General features: G+C 55.7%; 19 protein-coding genes. 9 read left to right on the top strand and 10 right to left on the bottom strand.

Annotated elements, in window-relative coordinates; genetic code table 11:
* Positions 1 to 477: 477 nt before the first annotated feature.
* On the top strand, positions 478 to 1407 hold the full coding sequence (locus AB8809_RS00690) for a LysR family transcriptional regulator (protein WP_349855588.1): 930 nt from the start codon (positions 478 to 480) through the stop codon (positions 1405 to 1407).
* Here AB8809_RS00690 and AB8809_RS00695 read toward each other — a convergent pair.
* From AB8809_RS00695 to AB8809_RS00710, 4 genes are all read right to left on the bottom strand, one after another.
* The gene (locus tag AB8809_RS00695) at positions 1394 to 2122 is read right to left on the bottom strand and encodes a DUF6250 domain-containing protein (RefSeq protein ID WP_181845683.1); all 729 of its coding nucleotides are present in this window, start codon (positions 2120 to 2122) and stop codon (positions 1394 to 1396) included. The genes AB8809_RS00690 and AB8809_RS00695 overlap by 14 nt on opposite strands.
* Positions 2122 to 4881 carry a Tat pathway signal sequence domain protein gene (locus tag AB8809_RS00700; RefSeq protein WP_349855590.1) on the bottom strand — a complete coding sequence of 920 codons (2760 nt, stop codon included), beginning with the start codon at positions 4879 to 4881 and terminating at the stop codon, positions 2122 to 2124. The genes AB8809_RS00695 and AB8809_RS00700 overlap by 1 nt, the downstream gene beginning before the upstream one ends.
* Positions 4882 to 4885: 4 nt before the next feature.
* Complete coding sequence (locus tag AB8809_RS00705) at positions 4886 to 7156, bottom strand: TonB-dependent receptor domain-containing protein (RefSeq protein ID WP_349855592.1); 2271 nt, start codon at positions 7154 to 7156, stop codon at positions 4886 to 4888.
* Between the two features lie 85 nt (positions 7157 to 7241).
* Positions 7242 to 8249 (bottom strand): ABC transporter substrate-binding protein, encoded by a 1008-nt coding sequence (locus AB8809_RS00710; RefSeq protein ID WP_349855593.1) that lies wholly within the window; start codon positions 8247 to 8249, stop codon positions 7242 to 7244.
* A 581-nt stretch (positions 8250 to 8830) separates the two neighbouring features.
* On the opposite strand from AB8809_RS00710, the gene AB8809_RS00715 reads away from it, so the two are divergent.
* From AB8809_RS00715 to aguA, 7 genes are all read left to right on the top strand, one after another.
* Positions 8831 to 9679, top strand: coding sequence for an energy transducer TonB (locus tag AB8809_RS00715; RefSeq protein WP_349855594.1), 849 nt, complete (start codon positions 8831 to 8833; stop codon positions 9677 to 9679).
* A gap of 11 nt (positions 9680 to 9690) precedes the next feature.
* Positions 9691 to 10407 carry a MotA/TolQ/ExbB proton channel family protein gene (locus AB8809_RS00720; RefSeq protein ID WP_180779143.1) on the top strand — a complete coding sequence of 239 codons (717 nt, stop codon included), beginning with the start codon at positions 9691 to 9693 and terminating at the stop codon, positions 10405 to 10407.
* 1 nt (position 10408) lies between these two features.
* Positions 10409 to 10810, top strand: coding sequence for a biopolymer transporter ExbD (locus tag AB8809_RS00725; RefSeq protein ID WP_349855596.1), 402 nt, complete (start codon positions 10409 to 10411; stop codon positions 10808 to 10810).
* Between the two features lie 21 nt (positions 10811 to 10831).
* A complete protein-coding gene (locus AB8809_RS00730; protein ID WP_349855597.1) occupies positions 10832 to 12430 on the top strand; it encodes an ABC transporter permease in 1599 nt (532 codons plus the stop codon).
* Between the two features lie 17 nt (positions 12431 to 12447).
* Positions 12448 to 13206, top strand: a complete 759-nt coding sequence (locus tag AB8809_RS00735; protein ID WP_336870028.1) for an ABC transporter ATP-binding protein — start codon at positions 12448 to 12450, stop codon at positions 13204 to 13206.
* Positions 13207 to 13911: 705 nt separating this feature from the next.
* Complete coding sequence (aguB, locus tag AB8809_RS00740) at positions 13912 to 14796, top strand: N-carbamoylputrescine amidase (protein WP_180779147.1); 885 nt, start codon at positions 13912 to 13914, stop codon at positions 14794 to 14796.
* A gap of 3 nt (positions 14797 to 14799) precedes the next feature.
* Entirely contained in the window at positions 14800 to 15903 is a 1104-nt protein-coding gene (gene aguA / locus AB8809_RS00745) for an agmatine deiminase (protein WP_349855598.1), read from the top strand.
* Between the two features lie 139 nt (positions 15904 to 16042).
* On the opposite strand, the gene tpiA is transcribed toward aguA, so the two are convergent.
* Both tpiA and AB8809_RS00755 read right to left on the bottom strand, forming a co-directional pair.
* Positions 16043 to 16810: a triose-phosphate isomerase gene (gene tpiA / locus AB8809_RS00750; protein WP_182101211.1), complete on the bottom strand. Its 768-nt coding sequence runs from the start codon at positions 16808 to 16810 to the stop codon at positions 16043 to 16045.
* 165 nt (positions 16811 to 16975) lie between these two features.
* Entirely contained in the window at positions 16976 to 17575 is a 600-nt protein-coding gene (locus tag AB8809_RS00755; RefSeq protein ID WP_012772896.1) for a YiiQ family protein, read from the bottom strand.
* 197 nt (positions 17576 to 17772) lie between these two features.
* Between AB8809_RS00755 and AB8809_RS00760 the strand changes: the two genes are divergently transcribed.
* Entirely contained in the window at positions 17773 to 18195 is a 423-nt protein-coding gene (locus AB8809_RS00760) for a DUF805 domain-containing protein (protein ID WP_349855600.1), read from the top strand.
* Between the two features lie 17 nt (positions 18196 to 18212).
* On the opposite strand, the gene fpr is transcribed toward AB8809_RS00760, so the two are convergent.
* From fpr to AB8809_RS00780, 4 genes are all read right to left on the bottom strand, one after another.
* Positions 18213 to 18959 (bottom strand): ferredoxin--NADP(+) reductase, encoded by a 747-nt coding sequence (gene fpr / locus AB8809_RS00765; RefSeq protein ID WP_012772898.1) that lies wholly within the window; start codon positions 18957 to 18959, stop codon positions 18213 to 18215.
* A 233-nt stretch (positions 18960 to 19192) separates the two neighbouring features.
* Entirely contained in the window at positions 19193 to 20203 is a 1011-nt protein-coding gene (gene glpX / locus AB8809_RS00770; RefSeq protein ID WP_181845674.1) for a class II fructose-bisphosphatase, read from the bottom strand.
* A gap of 253 nt (positions 20204 to 20456) precedes the next feature.
* Positions 20457 to 21968 (bottom strand): glycerol kinase GlpK, encoded by a 1512-nt coding sequence (gene glpK / locus AB8809_RS00775; protein ID WP_012772900.1) that lies wholly within the window; start codon positions 21966 to 21968, stop codon positions 20457 to 20459.
* Positions 21969 to 22021: 53 nt separating this feature from the next.
* A complete protein-coding gene (locus AB8809_RS00780; protein WP_180779150.1) occupies positions 22022 to 22861 on the bottom strand; it encodes an MIP/aquaporin family protein in 840 nt (279 codons plus the stop codon).
* Positions 22862 to 23296 lie beyond the last annotated feature (435 nt).

Raw genomic sequence — 23296 nt, forward strand, 5'->3', positions numbered from 1 at the left:
TCGCTAATTGACGGCTACACCAATCTTGCCGTTATTCGGCGTAAAAAATTATGCTGAGGAGATAGCTAGCTTAGGATGAGCCGCATGGACGCGGCGAAAGCTTGCGCCACGCATGGAGCGTGTCGCAAGCGGTCCGTTAAGCCAGATATCGACGAAGGTACCGCGTCAGCGGCATAATTTCCGCCGAAAGCCTGGGGTCACGGGGCGAGCGGCGTTTGAGCCGTCCCGTGTCGGGCGCGTGCTACAAGGTAGCATGAAAATAACGTCATTATCGCGCACGAAACTATCTCCTGAATTACATAAAATCTATGATCAGGAGACAGCTATTAAGTGGAGATGGGTTTCTCCTCCATCACATCCGCCGTTGTAGATATATAACCAGCAAGAATATAAAAATCGGTTTTATTATTTTTTCTGCACGATTAGACCTGCTAGCCTGCCCATTCCTTCCGTCCTGATGACTCGCTGATTGTTGCTATGAACATCGATCTTCGCCAACTGCGCCACTTTATTGCCCTGATTGAGCATCGAAATTTTACGTCGGCAGCACAGGCGATGAAGCTTTCCCAATCTGCCTTCAGTCGCAGCATCCAGTCGCTGGAGCAAACCATTGGCACGCGTCTGATCGATCGTATGAATCAATTAGAGCCGACGCCGAAAGGACTGGTGGTGCTGGAACACGCGCGTCGCCTGATTAATCAGACGCACGATCTGTTTAACGATATTCAGCAATTCAACGAGAAAGAAGCGGGCGAAGTGAATTTTGGCTGTGGCCCAGCTCCCGCAGCCTGGCTAATGCCGCAGGTGATCGGGGATTTCTCGCGACATTACCCAAAGGTGCGGATGGTCTTTCGCGTTGATAACTGGCAGGCGCTGGGCCATCGGCTCATGGCCGAAGAGCTGGACTTTATCGTGGCGGACATGCGCAATTTTGAATTCGATACCCGCTATCGGGTGCAGCCGCTGAGCCAGCACCGCTGGGGCTTCTGCTGCCGTAGCGGGCATCCGCTGGCGGCGCAGGAAGAGATCACCGTCGAGCAATTCTTTTCCTACCCGCTTGCGGCAACGATCCGCCCACCCAACCTGCACCGTGCGCTGGTGCAACTGAGCGGTAAACTGGATATTCGCACCAGCATTGAGTGTGAGAATGGCTACAGCCTTCTGGATGTGGTTCGTCATTCGGATGCCATTGGGACAACCAACCATTTCAGCGAGCCCGAGCGACACGGGCTGCATATGTTGAAGATTGCGGGTCTGGACGACAACACCGACGAGTTTTATACCCACTACGGCATTATTTATCTGGCGGATGCCCGTCTGTCTCTGCTGGCACGCAAGCTGATTGACACGTTTGTGCAGGTCGACAGCGACCTGCACGGTACGCCAGCGGTGCTTACAGCGGAGTGATGCTGAAGTCGCTGATTTCCTGACGCGAAAATACCGTCCGAAAACCGAAATAGCCGGGAGCGGGCGTATTCGGATAGCTGGCGTGGAAATAGAGCACATCGTCGACCCAAAAACGTGTTTCCCGCCGATCCACTTCAATCACGATGCGATAGCGATGATTAGGACGCAGCAGGTGCGTGGCATCGGTGTATTCACCGAGCAGCAGGCGCTCACCGTGACCGTCGTAATAACGGAAACGCGTAGTGCTGTTCCAGTTGCCGCCCATTCCGACATAGTACAGATTCAGGCTGTCATATTCGTTGAGCTTGCCGTACCGGGTAAACAGGTTCGGGTGGTGCAGGTCGCGCGCGGCCCAGAACTGATTCAGGTCGGATACGCGGTCGTAGGGACGATCCGCGACCAACACTTCGCGCGTGAAGGCGATGCGATAGGTGCCTGAGAGTGGGGCGTCCAGCCAGATCGTCAGCCCGGCGGCGCTTTCCAGTGCCAGATGCTCTGGCGTGGCTTGGATTGCCGTGCGGTCAGGATCTTCCTGCTCCACCTGCCAGCGTAACGGCTGGCCGATGGAATCCGTGGACCAGATAAACGTTGAACGGTGTGGCGAATCAATAATGTCATGTGTGTCGTCTGCCTGGGGTGACAGGAGGAGCGTGTTTTCAGTACAGCCTGGGTCAGTCATGGTGATGTCCTGTAGCGTGCCGCCGGGTGGCGGCATTAAGAAGAGGGAATGTCATCCAGCAAAGCCAGCAGGGCGATGGCCGTTAACCCCCATTGGGCGACGGCGTTGGTCGCCAGATTGACGGCCGTAGTGCTGCCAGAATGTTTATCAATGGTCGAATCGATGACCGGCTCGTTGATGGGATAGAGCACGGTCGGTGGCGTTACACGCCGCTGCTCGAGCGTCGGATGGGCAATGCCGCCGCTGCCCGCGGTAAACTCTGCCCAGGCGCGCTGCATCAGTGCACGATCGTTCAACCGTCGTGCGGCAAACGCAGTCAGTCGGGCATGTCCCTGAGCCAGATTGAGCTTTTTCACCGTTTTACCTACGCCTGCGCTTAACGCGATGGGGTCGTTATACAGTCGACAGTAGTCGAGCCACGCGCGTGTAAAAGCGGGATCGGGCAACGCTTCAACCAACTCGCTACAGATTTCCGTCAGACCGAAAACTGCGCTCAGGTGTGAAATTTCTACCTGATCCGCAGGCGCGGGAAGAAAGCGGCCGGTATCGGGATCGATGGCGGCGCTGCCAGTGAAAAAACCGTGCGGCTGGCTGGCCAGCGTCTGCATGCTGTTGAGCAAGCGTTCGCGCATCGATGGGTCGCTATGGCGTTCCCACGCGGTGAGCCACGCGGCAGCAACGGCACCCCAGTCGGTGCCGAAACCCAGGCTGATATGGTTTGGGTTATCGGGATGCGTCTGGCCGATTTTGCGGCCGGGCAGCACCGCGCTTAGCGTACGCAGTGCCTCAACCTGTTCATCCATCAGTTCACCGATGCGTTCATCGGCAGTGAGGTAGTAGAGAAAACGGCGGTTAGCGACGGTAGAAATACGCAGCTGTTTGGCGCTGTCGCCCCAGTGGCGCACATTGTGCCGCGACCCCAGCGGACTGAAGCGTCCTAGATGGTGTACGTCCACTTCGCCCGTGTGGCGCGTCATGGCTTCTGCCAGGCGAAACGCTTCGGCGCGCCCGCTGTGCAGAAAGTAATACCAGAGCCACAGATCGGTGCTGAGCTCCGAGTTATCCCACGCGTAGCCGCCCACGTCGTAGCGCCAGACGTGACGGTCGCTGTCATAGGTGTGCATCACGTCGCCGAAATCCCAGAAGCCATACCATTTTCGCTGCTCGACCTCCTGCTGGTAGACGTCGAAATACGCATCCAGCTGTTTCTCCAGCCGAATTCGGGCTGGCGTGGTGGCAGAGGCGGGTGCCCACATTGATCCAAACGCCTGCGCGCGGTGCAGATCCTGAGCGTCTGCCACCAGCAACGGCGGTTGCTGCATGCGTCGCGCCCGATTCACCAGATCTTCTGCGTCTGGCGTTGCAGGTAGCACATCGATAAACAGTTCGCTGGTGCGCGCTACGCCGACTGCCGAACCGAAGCCCGGTTCGTAATCTTCATAGGTAATGGCCAGTCCTTCGCGCTGTTTGTCATGGGTATCCTGACCCAGCCCGTCATGATAAAAGCGCATATCCATCGGTTCCGCCCACGGTGACCACAGCCAGAGCGTGACGGTCGCGACGTCGGTGTGAGCATTGTCGATTTCCAGACAGGCCGGGTAGCTCTGCCAGAAATGGCGTATCCCGAACGCCACACCGCCGGTTGGCGTGCCCAGATAGCCGACTCCCGCCGCCCGTTCGCCGGTGGCGGAAAGTAACCAGCCCTGTCCGGCCGCCGTGCGTTTATGTATCTGGAAACCGTCGGGATGGTGCTGCGTCAGGCGATAGCTGCCAAACGCGGGAATGTAATCCAGCCGTTTTACGACCTCCGGTGAAAAATCCGCTATCGGCGGCGTGGCTTGCCCGGCCAACTGTGCCGCGATAACGGCCGAACCGGGATCGCGCCGTAGCCCGCTCAGGCCGCGTACCGCCTCACGGAAGAGCCCACCCTGATCCGAGACGAAACGGACATGGCGATCGTGCAACTCCCCCTGTAACGGAACGTCGAACGCCAGTCCAAGTCCTTTCAGGCTGACGAGGTCATCGTCGTTGTCATAGATCAGCGTGTGTAGGACACGCAGTGAATCGGTGTTCGCATAGCTATAAAGCCGGATAATAAAGGGGATGCGCGTTACCCCCTGCTGTGGCGCGTGGTGTGTACCGCGTAGCGCAATCACCGTTCGCTGTACCCCGTTCTGCTCCACCATAACCGTATCAATCACGCCCTGATACGCATCCTGCGTCAGGGTACTCTCCGTCTCCGCGCCTCGCTGCATGCGCAACACCAGTCTGCCGTTGGTTAACGCCAGCCGATTATTTCGCCATACTTCTGAGATTAAACGGGTGCCAGAGCGTGAGATCTCGTAGCGAATGCGGCCCGTCTCCACTGTCCAGCCGTGCTCATGTTCGCGGACCATTGCTGAACCCGTCGAGCCGTCCTTAGCGGGAATCGGCCGTAGCGTCAGTCCGTCTTCCGGCGGCGTGTCGCCACCCAGGGCATGTGCCGACCATTTAATCGAACCGTCCGGCCAGCGCGCCAGAGGCCAACTTTGCAAGTCATAAGCGTGCTGTTGCGCATCATGCAGTTGGAAGCCGCTGTCGTTGCGCACTGCCCCTTGCGGCCAGGGGACGCCCCAGGTCACGCCAGTGAACGCGCGGGGCCGCTTCCCGTCCAGCCAGCGCAGGCTGACCTGCGGTGCGGATTCGCCTGCGTAGGCAGAGGCACGAGGCGCTGTGGCGTTCCAGAACGGAGCCGACAGCGCGAGCAGCGTGCTGTCGCGCAGGAAACGTCGGCGTGAGTAAGGCATCTTGTTCATGACGTTAGCCCTTGAAGTCGTAGCCGACCGATATTCCGACCATGCGGGGTTCACCTATCACACCCGTTGTGGCGCTGGAGCCTCTGACGGATCGGTAGTAGTTTTTATCCAGCGCATTTTTCACCCATAGCGATACGTTCCAGCGGTTGTCGCCTTGCTTGCCGCTCAGCCCGCTAGACAGATTCAGGACGCCATACGCTGGAATACGGTTGTATTCGGAATCGTCGAGCGTACCGTAGGCCCAGCTCCGCCATGACCATTGACCGGAAACCGAGGCTTGCAGATTATTTGGCGTATCCCATTGGTAACGCACACGCGTGTTGTAGCTCAGCGTCGGGGACTTGAAGACGCGTTTCCCCGACATATCGCACGAGACGGCGGAGATTTCTGCCGGGCAGCGGGCGTTAGGGAAGTTCAGGTAGCGGGCATCCAGAACGGTACCGGCCAGACTGATGCTCAGCCCGTCAATCGGGCGCACCGTCAGTTGCGTTTCGCCGCCGCGTGAGCGGAATTTCCCGGCGTTAATCAGATAGCTGGTATCCGTTTCCTCGTCATAGGCATTGTTCTGGAAATCTTCGACGACGCTCCAGAACAGCGCGGTATTCCATTCCACTTTGCGCTGTAGCCAGTGGGTTTTAACCCCCAGCTCCGCGGAACGGGTTTTCTCTGGATCGACGTACAGCGAATCGATCCCCAACTGTCTTGCTGCCCCAGATGATACATTCAGGCCACCGGATTTTTCCCCGTAGCCCAGCGTGACGTACGGAGTCACATTCGGTGCCGCAAACCAGTTCAGGCTGATGGAACCCGAAGGCAGGCGGTTGGTTTGCGAAAGCGGGCCAGAGTCAAAGGTTGCGCGATTTTTGCGTACAAACGTCCCCTCCTTTTTCTCATAGGTCTGGCGCAGGCCGACAATCACATCCAGTTTATCGGCGGCATGCCAGGTTCCGCGGCCATAGACGGAATAAACGGTGTCATCCAGCGTGCCAAAGCGCTGAACGTTAATGCCCTGATAGCCATTTCCTACCCATGTCCGCACGCGGTTGTCGTTGTAGTAGCGACTGTTTGCCTCGGTATCGAGGTTCTCTCCCCAGTAATCGACGCCCAGTGAATAATCGAACGTGTTGCCTTTGGGCGAATCCAGCCAAAAACTTTGTGACCAGACGCGATCGCGTACGTCAGCGCCGCTATCGTGATAGAGCGGAATATTCCAGTTATCTGCCGTGCTGGGTAATACGCGGAAATAGCGCAGTGACGATAGCGAATTGACGCTATAGCCGTTTTTCAGCCTCCAATTGGCCTCTACCGATCCACCGCCTTGCGCAACACGAATAACATTCTCGTCATCCATGGCGACCAGGCGACCGCCGACGACCTTAAGGCCAGTCTGTTGGGCGCGATTACGAAAATCGTCGGTTGCGCTCACGAGTACCGAGACTGGACGCTGCGTGGAATCGCTGTAGTCGCCGGTAATTCTGAGGCTAAAACTGTCATTAGGCTGATAAAGCAACTGGCCGCGCACGCCGTTATTGGTGCTGCCTCCCAGCTTATGGCCGTTTTCTATATTCGTGACGTTTCCACCGCGTTCCGTGCGCGACAGGTTGATGCGTCCTGCCCAGTGGTCGCTGAGTGGCCCGGATGCCATCAGTTTGGATTGCAGGTAACCGCGCTGCCCGAAAGATTGTTCCAGTGAATATTCCGGTGTGAAGGTCGGTTTGCGGGTGCGAATATCAATAGCGCCGCCGGTGGTGTTAAAGCCGTAGGCTGCCCCTTGTGGGCCTTTCAATACGCGGGTGCTGTCGATATCCAGCAAGTCATTAGAGATGACGCCGGGGCGGGATAAGTAAACGCCATCGACAAACAGCCCTACGCTGCCCGGCATACCGATATTCGTACCGCTCTCGCCGCCGTCGCCAATCCCACGAATGGTCACGGTGGTGTCCATCACATCGACGGTATCGACGTCCAGCCCTGTCACCAGTTGCGACAGTTCTTCAAAGCGATACACCCGTTCTTCTTCGAGCGTTTTGCCATCGATCACCGATGCCAGCGTGGTCGGTGGTTGAACAGGCGTACGCTGAGCATTCACTTTCACACGCTTTAGTTGAACGGGGGCGGCGGTTGCTGCCTCGGTTCGTGGAACGTTATCCGTTGTGATTTGCGGATCGGCTGCTCGCGCCATAGCAGGAAGCGTTAAGACGCAGCTCATTAAAATGCCTGATGTTATTTTTCGCTGGTGTTCTTTTAAATACTGCTGGTGTTTTTTTAAATACATAGCTTCGTCCGAATGTCGTCAATAGGCTGCCGATTGCCGTGAATGTCACGGCAATACGTGGGTTATAATTTTTGGGGGGAATAAATTATTGAGTTGCTTTTAGATAAGAATCATCCAGCCATTTATCGACATCAAAAGGTTGCCGAATAAGACGCGATTCATATGCCAATGTGACGGCGCGTTTTAATTTTTCCACAAAGTCTGGATCCAATTCGGGTGAAAGACGCTCGGTTAATGGCGGCAATGTATCCCATTCGACGCGTAATATATTTTCCGGGTAACCTGATTGGGTGGCTAAGAGTCGAATAAATTCATCTTTATTTTTCTCATCGCTGGCCCAGTTTGCCGCTTCTCGTTGGACTTTTACCAGGCGGCGCAGAATATCCTCGTTGCCTTTGGCAAATTTCTCATCCACCAGCAGGAAGCCGCTGAGCTGGCCGGCACCATTCAGGTCACGGCTAGACAGTGGGATGTCCGCCAGTCCTTTATCTCGCAGCGAAAGCGTATTGCTGCCGCCCCATGTCGCATTAATCTGTCCGGCCGCTAACGCCGCGCTGGCCGCCGCGAAGTCGAGATTAATCAGCTTCACATCAGAAGGCTTTAGACCCTGCGAATCAAGCGCGCTGACGAACGAAAGCTCTCCTGCTGTTCCGCGAAAGATCCCGATGCGTTTACCTTTCAGATCGGCGATTTTCTCAATACCGGAACCTTTCGCCACCGCCAGATAGTGATTGATACCGCGTGATGCCACGGCGATCACGCGCGTATCCAGCCCGCGCGCGCGGCCGATAATGCTGGCTAAATCCCCCAGATAGGCCACGTCAACCTGATGGTTGCCAAACGCTTCATTGATAACGGGGCCTGCGCCTTTAATAAACGTCCAACGGACGCTGATCCCGTCTTTGCCAAACTCGCGCTCCAGCAGCTTCTGACTGTGAATGACGTCAAGCAGGCCGCCGCCGCTGGGTTTTGTGCCTGCACCGATGTCTGGCGCGGCAATGCGAATTTCAGTAATCGCCGATGCAATGCCTGACCAGGCCATTCCCATTGCCAATAAACTGGTCACTAACCATTTTCGTCCTGATGTTTTCATTTGTCGCCCGCCAGTGATGAGGTGTTTGAATGTGAGTGTGCGAATATTTCTGTTGTTATTGCGCCGGTTTAGCGCGGCGTCATCTTGTTGCAGAAACACATTTAAAGGCTTGGCAATAAACTGACTAATACAAAAAAAGCATTATTATTTTTAGTAAATAGCTAAATCAGCATTCATCGCTTATTTCATCGTTATGCAGCGAACGAAAAAAAACTATTCCAACTATGCATTAGCCTGTTTGGGTTTATTGCCTTTAGTTTGTCGGTAGGCAGGATCGTCATTATCTTTCCGATGAAATAAATAATTATATCCTAAATAATTCGAGTTTCAGGAAGGCGGCAAGGGAAGGAATCCCGATGAGCTTACTCAGGTAAGTGATTCGGGTGAGTGAACGCAGCCAACGCACATGCAACTTGAAGTATGACGGGTATAAATGAATATCGATATGCAGATACATACGTTGACTTTATTAAGCACTCGGAAAGAATCGCTTATTCCAGCGCTATTTTAGGTTACCTCTCAATGTCGCCTGCAAGTTAAAGCATGACGGGTATCAATAAACACGGTCAGGAGCACTAACCATGACGGAATTACTCTATGCGGGAGCGGTGTCAGGATCCCGGTCTTATTCACCGGAGCCGACTCCGCACGCCAGCCGGGTGAACGGCGTCGTGCAGTCGCGCGTGCCGGCGTTGAATACGACGGTTTCGTCCCGACCGGAGCGTTGGCTGGCGGCGATCGCAACGTTGCTATTGCACGCGGCAGTATTGGCGTTATTCAGCAGCGCGTCGACACCGCCTGTTACGGTACCAGCCCGGCCACAGCCTATCAGCATCGAACTGGTTGCGGCGGTTGCCGAGCCGGTACTGCAAGCCGAGCCGGCTGAACCTGAAGTCGTAGCCCCTCCGCCGGAACTCACTCCGCCCGTCGTCGACAAGCCAGTGGATGACAACGCGCTATTGCCGCCGGAACCTGAGAGAAAAGCGCCCGAGAAAAAGCCGGAACCCGCGCCGAAAAAGGTCGCGGTGAAAAAGAACCCGCCCGCGCCGACGCCAAAACCTCAGGCTGAAACGGTATCGGCAAGTGCCCCGGTCACGCCAGCTCCGGTGGCGCAACAGGCGGTCGCGCCACCCGTAGACGCGCCGTTAACGCCGCCGTTGGCGAATGCGGACTACCTGCATAATCCGGCACCGTCTTATCCCGACGTGGCGATTAGCCGTGGTTATGAAGGCACCGTACTTCTGAATGTGCAGGTACGTGCCGACGGCAAAGTGCAAACCATTCGGATTCATCAATCAAGCGGCTATCCCTCGTTGGACGAGGCAGCCAGAGACACGGTGCTGCGCTGGTCTTTCGTTCCGGCGCGCCGCGGCAACCAGCCGGTGAGCGGCTGGGTGGTTGTTCCCGTCGATTTTTCGCTGAACTCATGAGGTAATTGGTTATGACGCTTGGACACATTGAACTCTTTTCTGCGGAAGGCGCAGTGATTCTATTGTTACTGCTGTTTTCCCTCGTCACCTGGGGGCTGGGGCTGCTGAAATTCGTCCAATACGGGCGGGCGCAGCGGCGCGATCGGCGTTTTCGCGCGGCGTTCTGGCAGCAGGATGACGTTAGCCAGACGCCGGAAACCAGCGCCAAACAGCCCGGTTCACTCGCTAATCTGGCGCTGGCCGCCGTCAAAGCGCCAGAGCAGATGAGTGGGCAGCTTGCGCTGAATATTCATCTGCCCGATCGGGTTGAGCGCGCGCTGCAACAACAGATTCAGCGTGAGCGACGTACGTTGGAAAGCGGGCTGGCGGTGCTGGCCAGTATCGGCAGTACGTCGCCGTTTATCGGCCTGTTTGGCACCGTTTGGGGCATTATGGCGGCATTACAGGAGATCGGGCTTTCTGGTTCTGCCAGTCTCGATACTGTTGCGGGGCCGATTGGCAACGCGCTGATTGCGACCGGAATCGGGATTGCCGTCGCGGTGCCTGCGGTGCTGATCTACAACTACTTTTTACGTCGCCTCAAGCTGGCCGTCGCGGACATGGATGACTTTGCCCATGATGTCTACAGCGTGATGCAGGCTCACGATTTTCATGTCAGCACGGTTCACGCCAGCGCGGAGCCATCGTCTGCCGCCTTCTCCGTGAAGAACCTGAGAGAGGTGGTCTGATATGGCGTTTACCTCGCGTAATGATGAAGACGTCATGAGTGAAATGAATATCACACCCCTTGTGGACGTCATGCTGGTGCTGCTGGTGGTGTTTATTGTGACCGCGCCGATGTTGACCAATGCCATTCCGATTCAGCTCCCGAAAACGTCGGCGGTGGCACCGGCTGACCGCGCCGATCCGGTAGTGATTAGTATTGATAGCGAGCAGCGCGTGTTCATCAATAAAGAGAATCTGGCGCGCGAACAGCTGGTGCCGCGCCTGCAACAGGCTAAAGCGGGTAATGCGGATCTGGTGGTGCAGGTGCAGGCGGATAAAGACGCGAATTACGGCGCTGTCGCCGCGCTGCTGGCCGATGTCGAGCAGGCGGGGATTACTCGTCTTTCCCTGCTGACGCAAAAATAACGCCGCTGGATACCGACGATCATGATGCCCAAATATCCGCTGCGGATACGCTCCGCCCCTGATGCCTCGCTGACCGCCGCCGCACTGTCGGCGGGATATTCTGCGTTAGTCGTGTCTCTGGTTGTGCCGCTGCTGGTGCTTGCAAGCTGGTGGCTTGCCAGTCGTCACGGATGGATGTCTGAACAAATCCTGCCTTCACCACTGGCGGTCATCGATAGCGCACGGGCTTTTATCCCCGAAGAGCTGGTTCATCAGTTGCCCATCAGCCTGCTGCGGCTGGCGATTGGCTTTAGCGGGGGGATCGCGCTGGGTCTGGTGCTCGGTAGTCTCTTCGGTCTGAATCGGCGGCTGAATGCGCTATTTATGCCGTTGTTCACCGTTATTGCGCAGATCCCGACGCTGGCCTGGATTCCACTCTTGATGTTGTCACTGGGCATCGGCGAGGCGCTGAAGCTGGTAGTGCTGGTGAAATCGGTAACGGTGCCGGTGACGCTCTACACGTGTGCCGGCATTCAACAGACGCCGCAAAAGCTGCATGAAATGGCACGTAGCCTGCGTTTACCGCCTGCCGCTTTCCTGCGCTACCTGATTCTGCCTGCGATGCTGCCCTATGTGATGACCGGCGTGCGGCTGGCGTTTTCTACCGGATGGGTCGCGTTGATTGCGGTTGAACTGCTGGCATCCAGCGAAGGGTTGGGCTATCTGCTGGTACAAAGCCGCCAGCTGTTCATGTTGGATTTAGTGTTCGTCTGCATTCTGATCATTGGAATCCTGGGATTTGCCGGAGAGCGTGTGCTGCTGAAGCTGGAGCGTCGCTGGATTCACTGGCCTGCACCGGTGCTGGGTCGCGATAGCTTGGGTTATGCGCTGCCGAGTCTGTCGCTGACACCTTGGTTAGCGCCACTGGTACTGGTTGTGCTGTGGCAGGTTAGTAGCACCTACGAGTGGGTGAACGTGGCTTTCCTTCCTGCGCCGAGTCGCGTGATCGACGCGCTGGGGACGGGGCTGGTTCAGGGGGGATTGCTCATTGATCTCCATGCCAGCCTGCTGCGGGCGCTACAGGGCTTTACGCTGGGGAGTGCGATCGGCGTGCTGGTTGGAGCGGTGCTCGGCGGCTGGCGTATTACCGACAGGCTGTTTAATCCGGCGCTGTCCGCGCTGCGTTGCGTAGCGCTATTCGCCTGGCTGCCGCTGATCACCGCCTGGTTTGGGTTAGGGGAAAGCGCCAAAATCGTGTTTATCGCCGTGGCGGCATTCTTTCCCGTGATGCTGGCAACCCGTCAGGGGATCGCTCAGCTTCCCCCTGCGCTGTTGGAAGTGGCGCAGGTGCTGCGTCTGACGCCAGTTCAGACGCTCCGCACGCTAATACTGCCCAGCGTGTTGCCGCCGCTGTTTTCCGGCCTGCGGCTGGCGTTGATGCACGCGTGGACAGGCGCGATTGGCGCAGAGTATTTCATGCCGTCGGGAGAAGGGCTGGGCGGTATGATGATTCGCGCACAGCAGTTGCTTGAATCCGACCGCATTATGGCGGGTGTGGTGCTGATTGCCGCCGTCGCCGCGCTCTTTTCCCGGCTGATTACCTTATCTGAGCGGCGGTTGACCCGCTGGCGCTTTGCGTGACCGTTAACGGAGAAGCTATGTCCCTGCATTTTCAGCACATTACTAAACACTTTATCGTCAACGGCACCCCGCTGACGGTGTTGCAGGATATCGATCTGTCGCTGCATGCGGGCGAACTGGTTGCCATCATCGGTGCCAGTGGCTGTGGTAAATCGACGCTGCTGCGTCTGGCGGCCGGGATTGATACCACGGAACGCGGACGCATTCTGATTGGCGAGCGGCCTGTGCGCGGTATTCCCGACGATGTCAGTCTGGTGTTTCAGGAACCGCGCCTGTTTCCGTGGCTCACTGTAACGGACAATATTCGCCTCGGTATGCTCAACCTCAATCTTTCTCCTGCTGAGGTAGAACGCCGTATTGCGCACTATCTCCAGATGATGGGGCTGGAAGGCTTTGCCGATGCATGGCCGCATCAGCTATCCGGGGGAATGGCGCAGCGAGTGGCGATTGCCCGTGGGCTGGTGTCGACGCCTCGCATTCTTCTGCTGGATGAACCTTTTGGGGCACTGGATGCGCTGACTAAGCAGCAGTTGCAGGCGCGTTTGGCGGAGATACGCCAGCAAACGGATTTGACGATCCTGCTGGTGACACACGATGTGGAAGAAGCCGTCTTTCTGGCGGACAGAGTGGTGGTTATGTCGCCCCGACCCGGCCGGATTAGCAGGATTCTGCCGATAAATCTCACTTATCCTCGCGACCGAACCAGCACTGCATTGTTGGAGCAACGACAAGCGGTCAGCCAGGCTTTACAGCAGGCAGATACCGTTGAAGCCTGATGCTGCTAATTACCGCTTTCTCTCCATCTTAATCACCGATAGAAACCTCCGTGAAAAAGGCGATTGAGATTGCTGACAAAATCCGTAGAGCGGGAGTAACGGATAGATCGTAAAGACGCTGTAAATACTTCCCTGTACGCTCGGCTTGCGCCATCCCTGGCGCAAACGCTTTACTCTTCTATTCCGTTATTCCCGTTTTCGTTCGGCAAATAAGTTTGTTGACAGTCTGAACCGCCATGAAAAGGCGGTTTTTCTTTTCTGTCCGCCATGCGAGATCGTGCATTTTCAGCATAGTGAAGTGCTGTGATTAACTGGCATAATGCGCATGTCATTTTCGGTCAATACCTTAACAGGATATTCCTATTGGGTATGCGCAGGTGTGTTGGCCTATACTCGTCATACTTCAAGTTGCATGTACGTTGGCTGCGTTCACTCACCCGAATCACTTACTTGAGTAAGCTCATCGGGATGAAATGAGAGACATCCTGTCTCTCACCGGAGGCCAGCCTTTGGCTGGTCAAATTCGTTCCCGACGAATTTGTCCTTCTCTTGCCGCCTGCCTGAAACTTGAATTATTTAGAGTAGACACTCGTTAAGGCCGCGCGGGTTCGCGCCGATGCATAATCGTGACCGAGAGAAACACTTATTGCCGATACTTGCCGGTAAGAAAGGGCGGGTATATATCGTTATTATTGAGGTTTTCGCATGAAAAAAGTTACCGTTGCCGCAACACAAATGGCGTGTTCCTGGGACCTGCCCAAGAATATCGAAAACGCCGAAAAACTGGTGCGACAAGCGCATGCAAAAGGCGCGCAGGTTATCCTGATTCAGGAGCTGTTTGCCGCACCGTATTTCTGTATCGATCAAAGCCCAGAGCATTATGCGCTGGCGCAGGAGCTGGAAACCAGCCCGCTGATTAAGCATTTTTCCGCACTGGCGGCGGAGCTGAACGTGGTGCTGCCGTTGAGCTTCTTTGAGCGTGCCAATAACGCCTATTACAACTCGCTGGTGATGATTGACGCGGACGGTGCCGTGCTGGATGTTTACCGCAAAACACATATTCCGAATGGTCCGGCGTATCAGGAGAAGCAATTCTTCATTCCGGGCGATACCGGTTTTAAAGTCTGGCAGACGCGCTACGCAAAAATCGGCGTGGGCATTTGCTGGGATCAGTGGTTCCCGGAAACCGCACGCAGCCTGGCGTTGCAGGGCGCAGAGCTGATTTTCTATCCGACCGCGATTGGTTCCGAACCTGCTTACCCGGATATCGACAGCCAGCCGCACTGGACTCGTGTTCAGCAAGGTCACGCTGCGGCGAATCTCGTGCCAGTAATCGCATCTAACCGTATCGGTACGGAAGCCAGTAAATACATCGACGGTCTGGAAATGACGTTCTACGGCTCGTCCTTCATTGCCGACCAAACTGGTGCGTTGCTGGCACAGGCCAATAAGACGGATGAAGCGATTCTGGTACATGAATTTGATTTAGAGGCCATTGCTGCACAGCGTGCGTCATGGGGCCTGTTCCGCGACCGTCGTCCAGACATGTACGGCACAATCGCCACTTCTGACGGCAAGACCTGGAGATAAGTCATGTCACAGCCAGCAACTTCCTCTCACACGACGCCGCATCAGGATGGTTTTGCGATGCCCGCCGAATGGGCGCCGCATGATGCCGTGTGGATGATTTGGCCGTATCGCACTGACAACTGGCGCGAACAAGGCATTCCGGCGCAAAAAACGTTCGCGCGCGTGGCAGAAGCTATCGCTCAGAATACGCCAGTTATCATGGGTGTGCCCGCACGTTACATGGCGAATGCGCAACAAGTGATGCCAGTGAATGTCACGCTGGTGGAAATGGAAAGCGACGACGCTTGGATGCGTGACACCGGTCCAACCATCGTGCTGAATCAGGTGGGTGAACGTCGGGGTATCGACTGGCAGTTCAACGCCTGGGGCGGCGAACTTGGCGGTCTGTATGAAGACTGGAGTCAGGATGAGAAAGTCGCGGCACAGGTGCTGGACTATCATCAGGCTGCGCGTTACGCCGCGCCGCTGATTCTGGAAGGCGGCTCGATCCATGTCGATGGTGAAGGCACATTGCTGACCACAGCGGAATGCTTGCTCAATCCGAACCGTAACCCGCATCTGAGTAAGGCAGAAATCGAACAGCTGATGCGTGATTACCTCAGCATCTCGACGATTATCTGGCTGGAAGAGGGCGTGTACAACGACGAAACCGACGGGCATATCGATAACATGTGCTGCTTCGTACGCCCCGGTGAAGTGGCGCTGCACTGGACGGATGACGAAAACGATCCGCAGTATGCCCGCTCCGTTGCGGCCTATGAGGTGCTGTCGGCCGCGCGGGATGCACAAGGGCGTGAGCTGAAAATCTGGAAGTTGCCAGCCCCCGGACCGCTCTATGCGACCAAAGAGGAAGCGCAGGGCGTGGACAGCGGCGATGCGGTTGAACGCCTTGCCGGTTCTCGTCTGGCGGGTTCCTATGTGAATTTCCTGATCAGCAACCAGCAAATCATTTTCCCGCTGCTGGATGAAAAGACGGATGACGTTGCCCGCGACCTGCTGCAACAGATGTTCCCCGGCTACCTGATTAGCGGCGTGCCTGCGCGGGAAATCCTACTGGGCGGTGGAAATATTCACTGCATTACGCAGCAAATCCCTGCGGTGAAGTAACTGTTGAGCCGTTAACGGACGGCTTAGAAGAAGGGTGACGGATAGGGATATCCGTCATAAAAAAAGCCGGTTGGCGCGAGAGCGTGAACCGGCTTTTTGATCGGGCGAAGGTTTGTTCCGCCCGTTTTCTATGAAACGCTTAGCCGCGTTTCGCGTCGGCTGCGGCTTTCACGATAACGGCAAAGGCGTCGGCTTTCAGTGATGCTCCGCCAACCAGCGCGCCGTCGATATCCGGCTGGGTGAACAGCTCTGCGGCATTCGCAGCATTAACCGAACCGCCGTACTGGATGATAACTTGTTCAGCAATAGCGGCATCTTGCTTGGCGATGTGATCGCGGATGAATTTGTGAACGGCTTGCGCTTGCGCAGGGGTCGCAGATTTGCCGGTACCGATAGCCCATACAGGTTCGTAGGCGATAACGGTGTTTTCAAACGCTTTCGCACCCAGCGTGTTCAGCACGGCATCCAGCTGACGTGCACATACCGCTTCCGTCTGGCCTGCTTCGTTTTCCGCTTCGGTCTCGCCAATGCACAGCACCGGAATCAGGCCCGCGTCTTTCAGCACGCCAAATTTCTTCGCAATGAATTCGTCGCTTTCTTTGTGGTAGGTGCGGCGCTCGGAGTGGCCGATGATGATGTATTTCGCGCCGATGTCTTTCAGCATGTCGGCAGAGGTTTCACCGGTGAAGGCACCAGAGAGGTTTACGTCAACGTTCTGCGCGCCCAGTGCAATACGGCTGCCAGCCAGTTGGTGATTAGCTTGATCGAGGTAGATCGCCGGTGGTGCAATCGCTACGCCACAACCGTCAACGGTGCTGAGCTCTTTACGCAAGCCCGCGATCAGTTCGTTGACCATGTGAGTGCTGCCGTTCAGCTTCCAGTTACCCATAACTAATGGATGTCGCATCTTTTTTCCTCCAGCCGGAATCGCGAATGAATCAATATGTTAATAAATCAATGTATTAATGAACCGATGCATAAATTTTACTGCCGTCAGGCAATACGACCTGCCCACAGTATAGAGACGAAATGTGACCGTGGCTCTGTTTTTCGTCATTAATTACCGTGTAGATCACGGTTCAGATAGCGTTAGCTTAATCGGTTCAACAGCAAAAGTTAGCCCTTTTTCGCCATCATCTGCAACAACATAACGCAGGGCGCCTTCCGTTTGCGGATAAAAGCGCTGTCCTTTGCCTTTTTCCAGCAGTTCGGTGACTTTTTTCATGCTTTGTTCTTCCGTCAGCGACGGCGCGAACGTTCGTGCCAGCGCCGCCATATAGTCTATGGCCTGCTTACGACGCGCTGCGGTCTCTTGATCGCTCTGTGGCTGCGGTAGCCAGGTAATTTGCAGCGTTTTGATTTTCCCCGTGCCTTTTTCTAACGCGGTTGAGGCATAGAGGTGGTCGTTGATGCGACTGGCAGCGCGAGTCAGCATGCTGGTGATATTACCGGTGTCGACAACTCGAAATTCACCAATCGGCAGCGTCGGGTTGCTCAGGTTGTAGCGGGAGCGGAACTGCGTGATGGTTTGATCGAAGGTTGGGGCTCCGGCCAGCAGGTACGGCGCATTGGCTGAGGGTTTGGGCGGGAACGTCGGATCGGCTGCTGCGTGAGTCTGGTACAGCACCAGCGATGATAAAACCAAAAGTGAAGCGATGCGTTTTCGTGTCATAGGGATTCGGGTCAGCCACTTCAGAAGATGTCCAGGCCAATAACGGCGGAATACGTTTGATTAAAGCGGCATTGGTACGTCGTTGTCAAAAATCGCGTAAAGATTACAGGCAAATACTTGGGTTGAGGTAAAATCAGCCACACTAAAATACCGATTCATTCGGCCAGACAGGCTGACAATTCAGGGCGTTATCGTTAATGACATTACAGCAATGGTGCTTCTCGTTTAAAGGCCGAATCGGCCGTCGTGATTTCTGGCTCTGGATGGCCATTTGGGTCGCACTGATGGCGGTACTGTTTACGCTATCCGGCCAAAACTGGCTGGATACGCAATCAACGGCGTTTGGTTTGGTGGTATTGCTGTGGCCAACGGCGGCGATAATGGTGAAACGACTGCACGACCGTAATAAAAGCGGCTGGTGGGCGCTGCTGTTAGTGGTGGCGTGGATGCTGGCTTCGGGGAACTGGATGATGTTTTCCACTATCTGGCAGTGGGGTATTGCCCGCTTCTTGCCGATCCTGATTGTCGTGATGACGTTGCTCGATTGCGGCGTTTTCCTGGGGACAAAAGGGGAAAACCGGTTTGGAGCAGAGGCGGAGCCGTTTCGCTTCCGCCGCTAATTAAAACAACCGACGGTTTACCAATAGTTTTCGGCAGTCATATGACCGGGTCTGCGGCGCAGGTGCTTGGTCATTTGCCGCTCTTCTTTCAGCAACAGTTGGGTATCGCGCACCATCTGTGGGTTACCGCACAGCATAACGTGGCTGGTTTCAGCATTCATCGGCAAGCCCACGGCGGCTTCCAATGTACCGTTGCTGATAAGCTGGGGAACGCGGCCTGTCAGCGAGCCCGTTTCCTCTTCCCGGCTGACGACCGTTTGAATACGCAGCTTCCCGTGGTAACGCTGCTGTAATTGCTGCATCAACGGCAGATAGCTCAGATCGCGTGAGAATCGGGCGGCGTGAACCAGCACGATGTTCTTAAAGCGCTCCAGATCCTTACCTTCCTGAAGGATCGACAGGTAAGGGCCAATACCCGTCCCTGTTGCCAGCATCCACAGCGTCTCGCAGTCAGGAACCTCTTCCAACACGAAAAATCCAGCGGGTTCTTTGACGACCATCACTTCGGAGCCAGGCTGAAGCGCATGAAGATGAGGACTAAGCTTGCCTTCTGGCACGGTTACCAAATAGAACTCAAGTGTAGGATCGCTAGGCGCATTCACGTAGGAATACGCGCGCTGCACTTTCTCACCCTCAATCTCCAGCGCCAGTTTGCCATACTGCCCGGCAGTGAATGAATCGGTGGGCGCGTGAACCCGAATGCTAAACAGACTCTCTGTCCAGTTTTCCACCTGAACCACTTTGCCTGTCACCCATTCAGCCATATTTTTTTGCTCCTGTTGTACCCGTCATACTTCAAGCTGCATGTGTGTTGGCTTCTCTTACTCGCCCCAGTCACTTACTTGAGTAAGCTCCTGGGGACTCGCGCGGTTGCCGCCTTCCTGCAACTCGAATTATCTAGGGTATTGACGCCACTATTTGTGCATTTAAGTCGTGCGTTTAAGATACGCTATTTATTAACAACTGTGAAACAATCAGTCAGCCGGGCAATCGCCTGCTACAGCAAAAATTCGTGCAGCGTGCGATCCTTGCGATCCAGATAGTGTGTCGACTTAATCCGGCGGATCGTGCGGGATTTGCCGCGGATCAGCAGCGTTTCCGTGGTGGCCATGTTGCCTTTACGCGCGATCCCGTCCAGTAAATCACCTTTGGTGATGCCGGTCGCGGAGAAAATCACGTTGTCATTACGTGCCATATCATCAAGTTTGAGGACGCTGCCCGCTTCGATGCCCATTTGTCGGCAGCGTGCCAGCTCATCTTCACCGATGCGGCGGTTTTCAGCGTTATCGCCTTTAACCTGATGACGTGCCAGCAAACGCCCTTGCATATCGCCATCAAGCGCGCGAATCACGGCCGCCGAGATCACGCCTTCTGGCGCGCCGCCGATGCCATATAGCACGTCAACTTCGCTGTCCGGCATGCAGGTGAGAATGGATGCGGCTACGTCGCCGTCTGGAATGGCGAACACTTTCACGCCCAACTGCTGCATTTCCGCGATGCAGGCATCGTGGCGCGGTTTAGCCAGTGTCGTCACGGTTAACTGGCTGAGCGGTTTACCCAGCTTCAGCGCGATATTGCGCAGGTTGTCTGCCAGCGGCAGGTTGAGATCAATCGCGCCTTTCGCTTCAGGCCCGACGATCAGTTTTTCCATGTACATGTCTGGCGCGTGCAGAAATGCGCCTTTTTCGCCAACGGCCAGCACGGCCAGCGCATTCGCCTGACCCATTGCCGTCATCCGCGTGCCTTCAATCGGATCGACGGCGATGTCTACGGCATCGCCCTTGCCGGTGCCGACCTGCTCACCGATAAACAGCATAGGTGCTTCGTCGATTTCCCCTTCGCCGATGACAATCTGACCGTTGATATTGACCTGATTCAGCATGATGCGCATCGCCTGTACGGCGGCATTGTCGGCGGCATTCTTGTCGCCACGACCTAACCACTTATAGCCTGCCAGCGCGGCTGCTTCGGTGACGCGCGAGAACTCGATGGCTAATTCACGTTTCATAAATACCTGTCTGTTGTCGTTCGGGAAAGAAGTGGCCTTATGTTAGCCACTTAAGCCTGGATTTAGGTGAAACGCGGTGATGAGGTTCCCGCAGGGACGCCTCGCACCGTGGTCGCCCCGGTATCTCGGTTCTTAAACGATCAACATTAGGATATGGGCGAGGATTTTATCACAACGGGGGAGAGTGGCGGTTGGGCGATAGGAAAAAACGGGCGCGACAGGCGCGCCCGATGTGGATAGATGTGGTGATAGATTAGGCGTCGTGATCTTCCCAGTTACGGGCGCGAGCCACAGCTTTTTGCCAGCCGCTGTAGCGGTAATTACGCTCCACGGTTTCAATGCTGGGGCGGAATTCGCGCTCGATCGTGGCTTTGCTCTTCACTTCGTCCAGATCGTTCCAGAATCCAGTGGCGAGGCCTGCCAGGAAAGCGGCACCCAGCGCAGTGGATTCGCGCACTTCCGGGCGTTCCACGCGCGTGCCGAGAATATCGGACTGGAACTGCATCAGGAAGTTGTTGGCGACCGCACCGCCGTCGACACGCAGCGCTTTCAGGCGGGTATCGGCGTCTGCCTGCATGGCATCCAGTACGTCGCGGGTCTGGAAGGCAATGGATTCCAGCGTCGCACGAATGATGTGGTTCGCGTTCACGCCGCGGGTCAGACCGAAGATCGCGCCACGGGCATACGGGTCCCAGTAAGGTGCGCCCAAACCGGTGAAAGCCGGTACGACATAGACGCCGTTGGTGTCCTTCACTTTCGTTGCGAAGTATTCGGAGTCCATTGAGTCTCCGATCAGCTTCAGCTCGTCACGCAGCCATTGGATAGAGGCGCCGCCAACGAATACCGAGCCTTCCAGCGCGTAGTTAACTTCGCCGCGTGGGCCGCAGGCGATGGTGGTCAGCAGGCCGTGTTTGGACAGCACCGCTTCTTTACCGGTATTCATCAGCAGAAAGCAGCCGGTGCCGTAGGTGTTTTTCGCCTGCCCTGGATTGACGCAAAGCTGGCCGTACAGCGCCGCCTGCTGGTCACCCGCGATACCGGCGATAGGAATACGTGTGCCGCCTTTACCGCCAATGTTGGTCTGGCCGTAGACTTCTGAAGATGCGCGCACTTCCGGCAGCATCTCACGCGGGATATCCAGCGCTTCCAGCATGCGGGTATCCCACTCCAGCGTATGAATATTAAACAGCATGGTGCGGGAAGCGTTGGTGTAATCCGTTACGTGAACACGCCCCTGCGTCATTTTCCAAATCAGCCAGGTATCAATCGTACCAAACAGCAGTTCGCCGCGTTTGGCGCGTTCACGAGAGCCTTCAACGTGATCCAGAATCCATTTCACTTTGGTGCCGGAGAAGTAGGGGTCGACCACCAGTCCGGTGGTGTTGCGAACGTACTCTTCCAGACCGTCTTTCTTCAGCTTTTCGCAAATGTCCGCGGTACGACGACACTGCCAGACAATGGCGTTATAAATCGGCTTGCCGCTCTCTTTTTCCCAGACGACGGTGGTTTCACGCTGGTTGGTGATACCAATGCCCGCGACTTCATCCGAGCTGATGTCGGCTTTGGCCAGCACTTCGACCAACGTTGAGCTCTGTGACGCCCAAATCTCCATGGGGTCATGCTCTACCCAGCCCGCTTTTGGGTAGATCTGGGTGAATTCACGCTGTGAAACGCTCACGATGTTGGCATCGTGATCCAACACGATGGCGCGGGAGCTGGTTGTGCCCTGGTCGAGTGCGACGATGTATTTTTTTTCCGGGTTCATAAATCCAATCCTGTAATGATTAACCGTGAAATAGGATGGTCGTGGCGTTAAGTTTAACGGCTTTCACGACGCGTGGTAGTTTCTGCCTCGGGTTCGCACACATCGCATGGCAAATTACGGCCAATCAGTGCGCGATAACCGAAGGCACCCAGACAGGCACCGATGATGGGGCCAAAGATAGGAACCAGGAAGTAAGGGATTTCGCGTGCGCCAGTAAAGGCGACGTTGCCCCAACCCGCCAGGAAGGCGAACAGCTTAGGACCAAAGTCACGCGCCGGGTTGAGGGCGAAGCCGGTCAACGGTCCCATAGATGCACCGATGACGGCAATCAGAATACCGATCAGCAGGGGAGCGAGTGGCCCGCGTGGGATACCGTTACCATCATCGGTCAGCGCCAGAATCAGACACATCAGGATGGCGGTGATGACGGTTTCAACCAGTAGCGCCTGCATGACGGAAATGTGCGGGTTTGGATACGTTGAGAAAATGCCGGCTAAACTCAGGCTTTCCGTACTGCCGCGCACCATGTTGTTGGTCTGCTCGAAATCAACGAACAGATTGTGATACAGACCGTAGACCAGTGCGGCGGCACAAAATGCCCCGGCAATCTGCGCCAGAATGTAAGGCACCACTTTGCGCCCATCGAAACAGGCAAACAGCCACAGCGCGATGGTTACTGCTGGGTTGAGGTGGGCACCGGAAATCGCGGCGGTCAGGTAGATTGCCATCGCAACCCCCAGACCCCAAATGATGCTGATCTCCCACTGTCCGAAGCTGGCTCCCGCCAGTTTCAATGCGGCGACGCAGCCGACACCGAAGAAAATCAGCAGGCCAGTACCGAGAAACTCGGCGATACACTGACCTCTTAGCGTTGAACGTTCTGCTTGGCTCATATTTTTTTCCTGCTGGGTAACATACAGAGTGGTAGGTCTAAGGATACCGCTGAGTGGCATCCTCTGTTTTAAATGTATTTATGATGTGAATTTATCGTTAATGCGCGAAAACGAGAAATATCGAAATTGAAATGTGTGTTGTGCGTCAAGAAAATGAGCGTATTCGCTTATAAAATGACTCGCCGTGGTTTTTCGCACAAGGTTGATAGTAACGCTCAGGTTAAATTTATTAACACTTACCCGTCATACTTCAAACTGTATGTGCGTTGGCTTCCCTTACTCACCCCAGTCACTTACTGGTGTAAGCTCCTGGGGATTCGTGCGATTGCCGCCTTCCTACAATTTGAATTATTTTGGGTAACATAGGAGTAATGGGGAAGCGAACAGGGAGCGTTCTTAGCCTGCACCGTTCGTTTTTCCGTTTGCGCTGCCTGT

Origin of the sequence: Pectobacterium aroidearum, assembly GCF_041228105.1 — a bacterium.
GTDB lineage: Bacteria > Pseudomonadota > Gammaproteobacteria > Enterobacterales > Enterobacteriaceae > Pectobacterium > Pectobacterium aroidearum.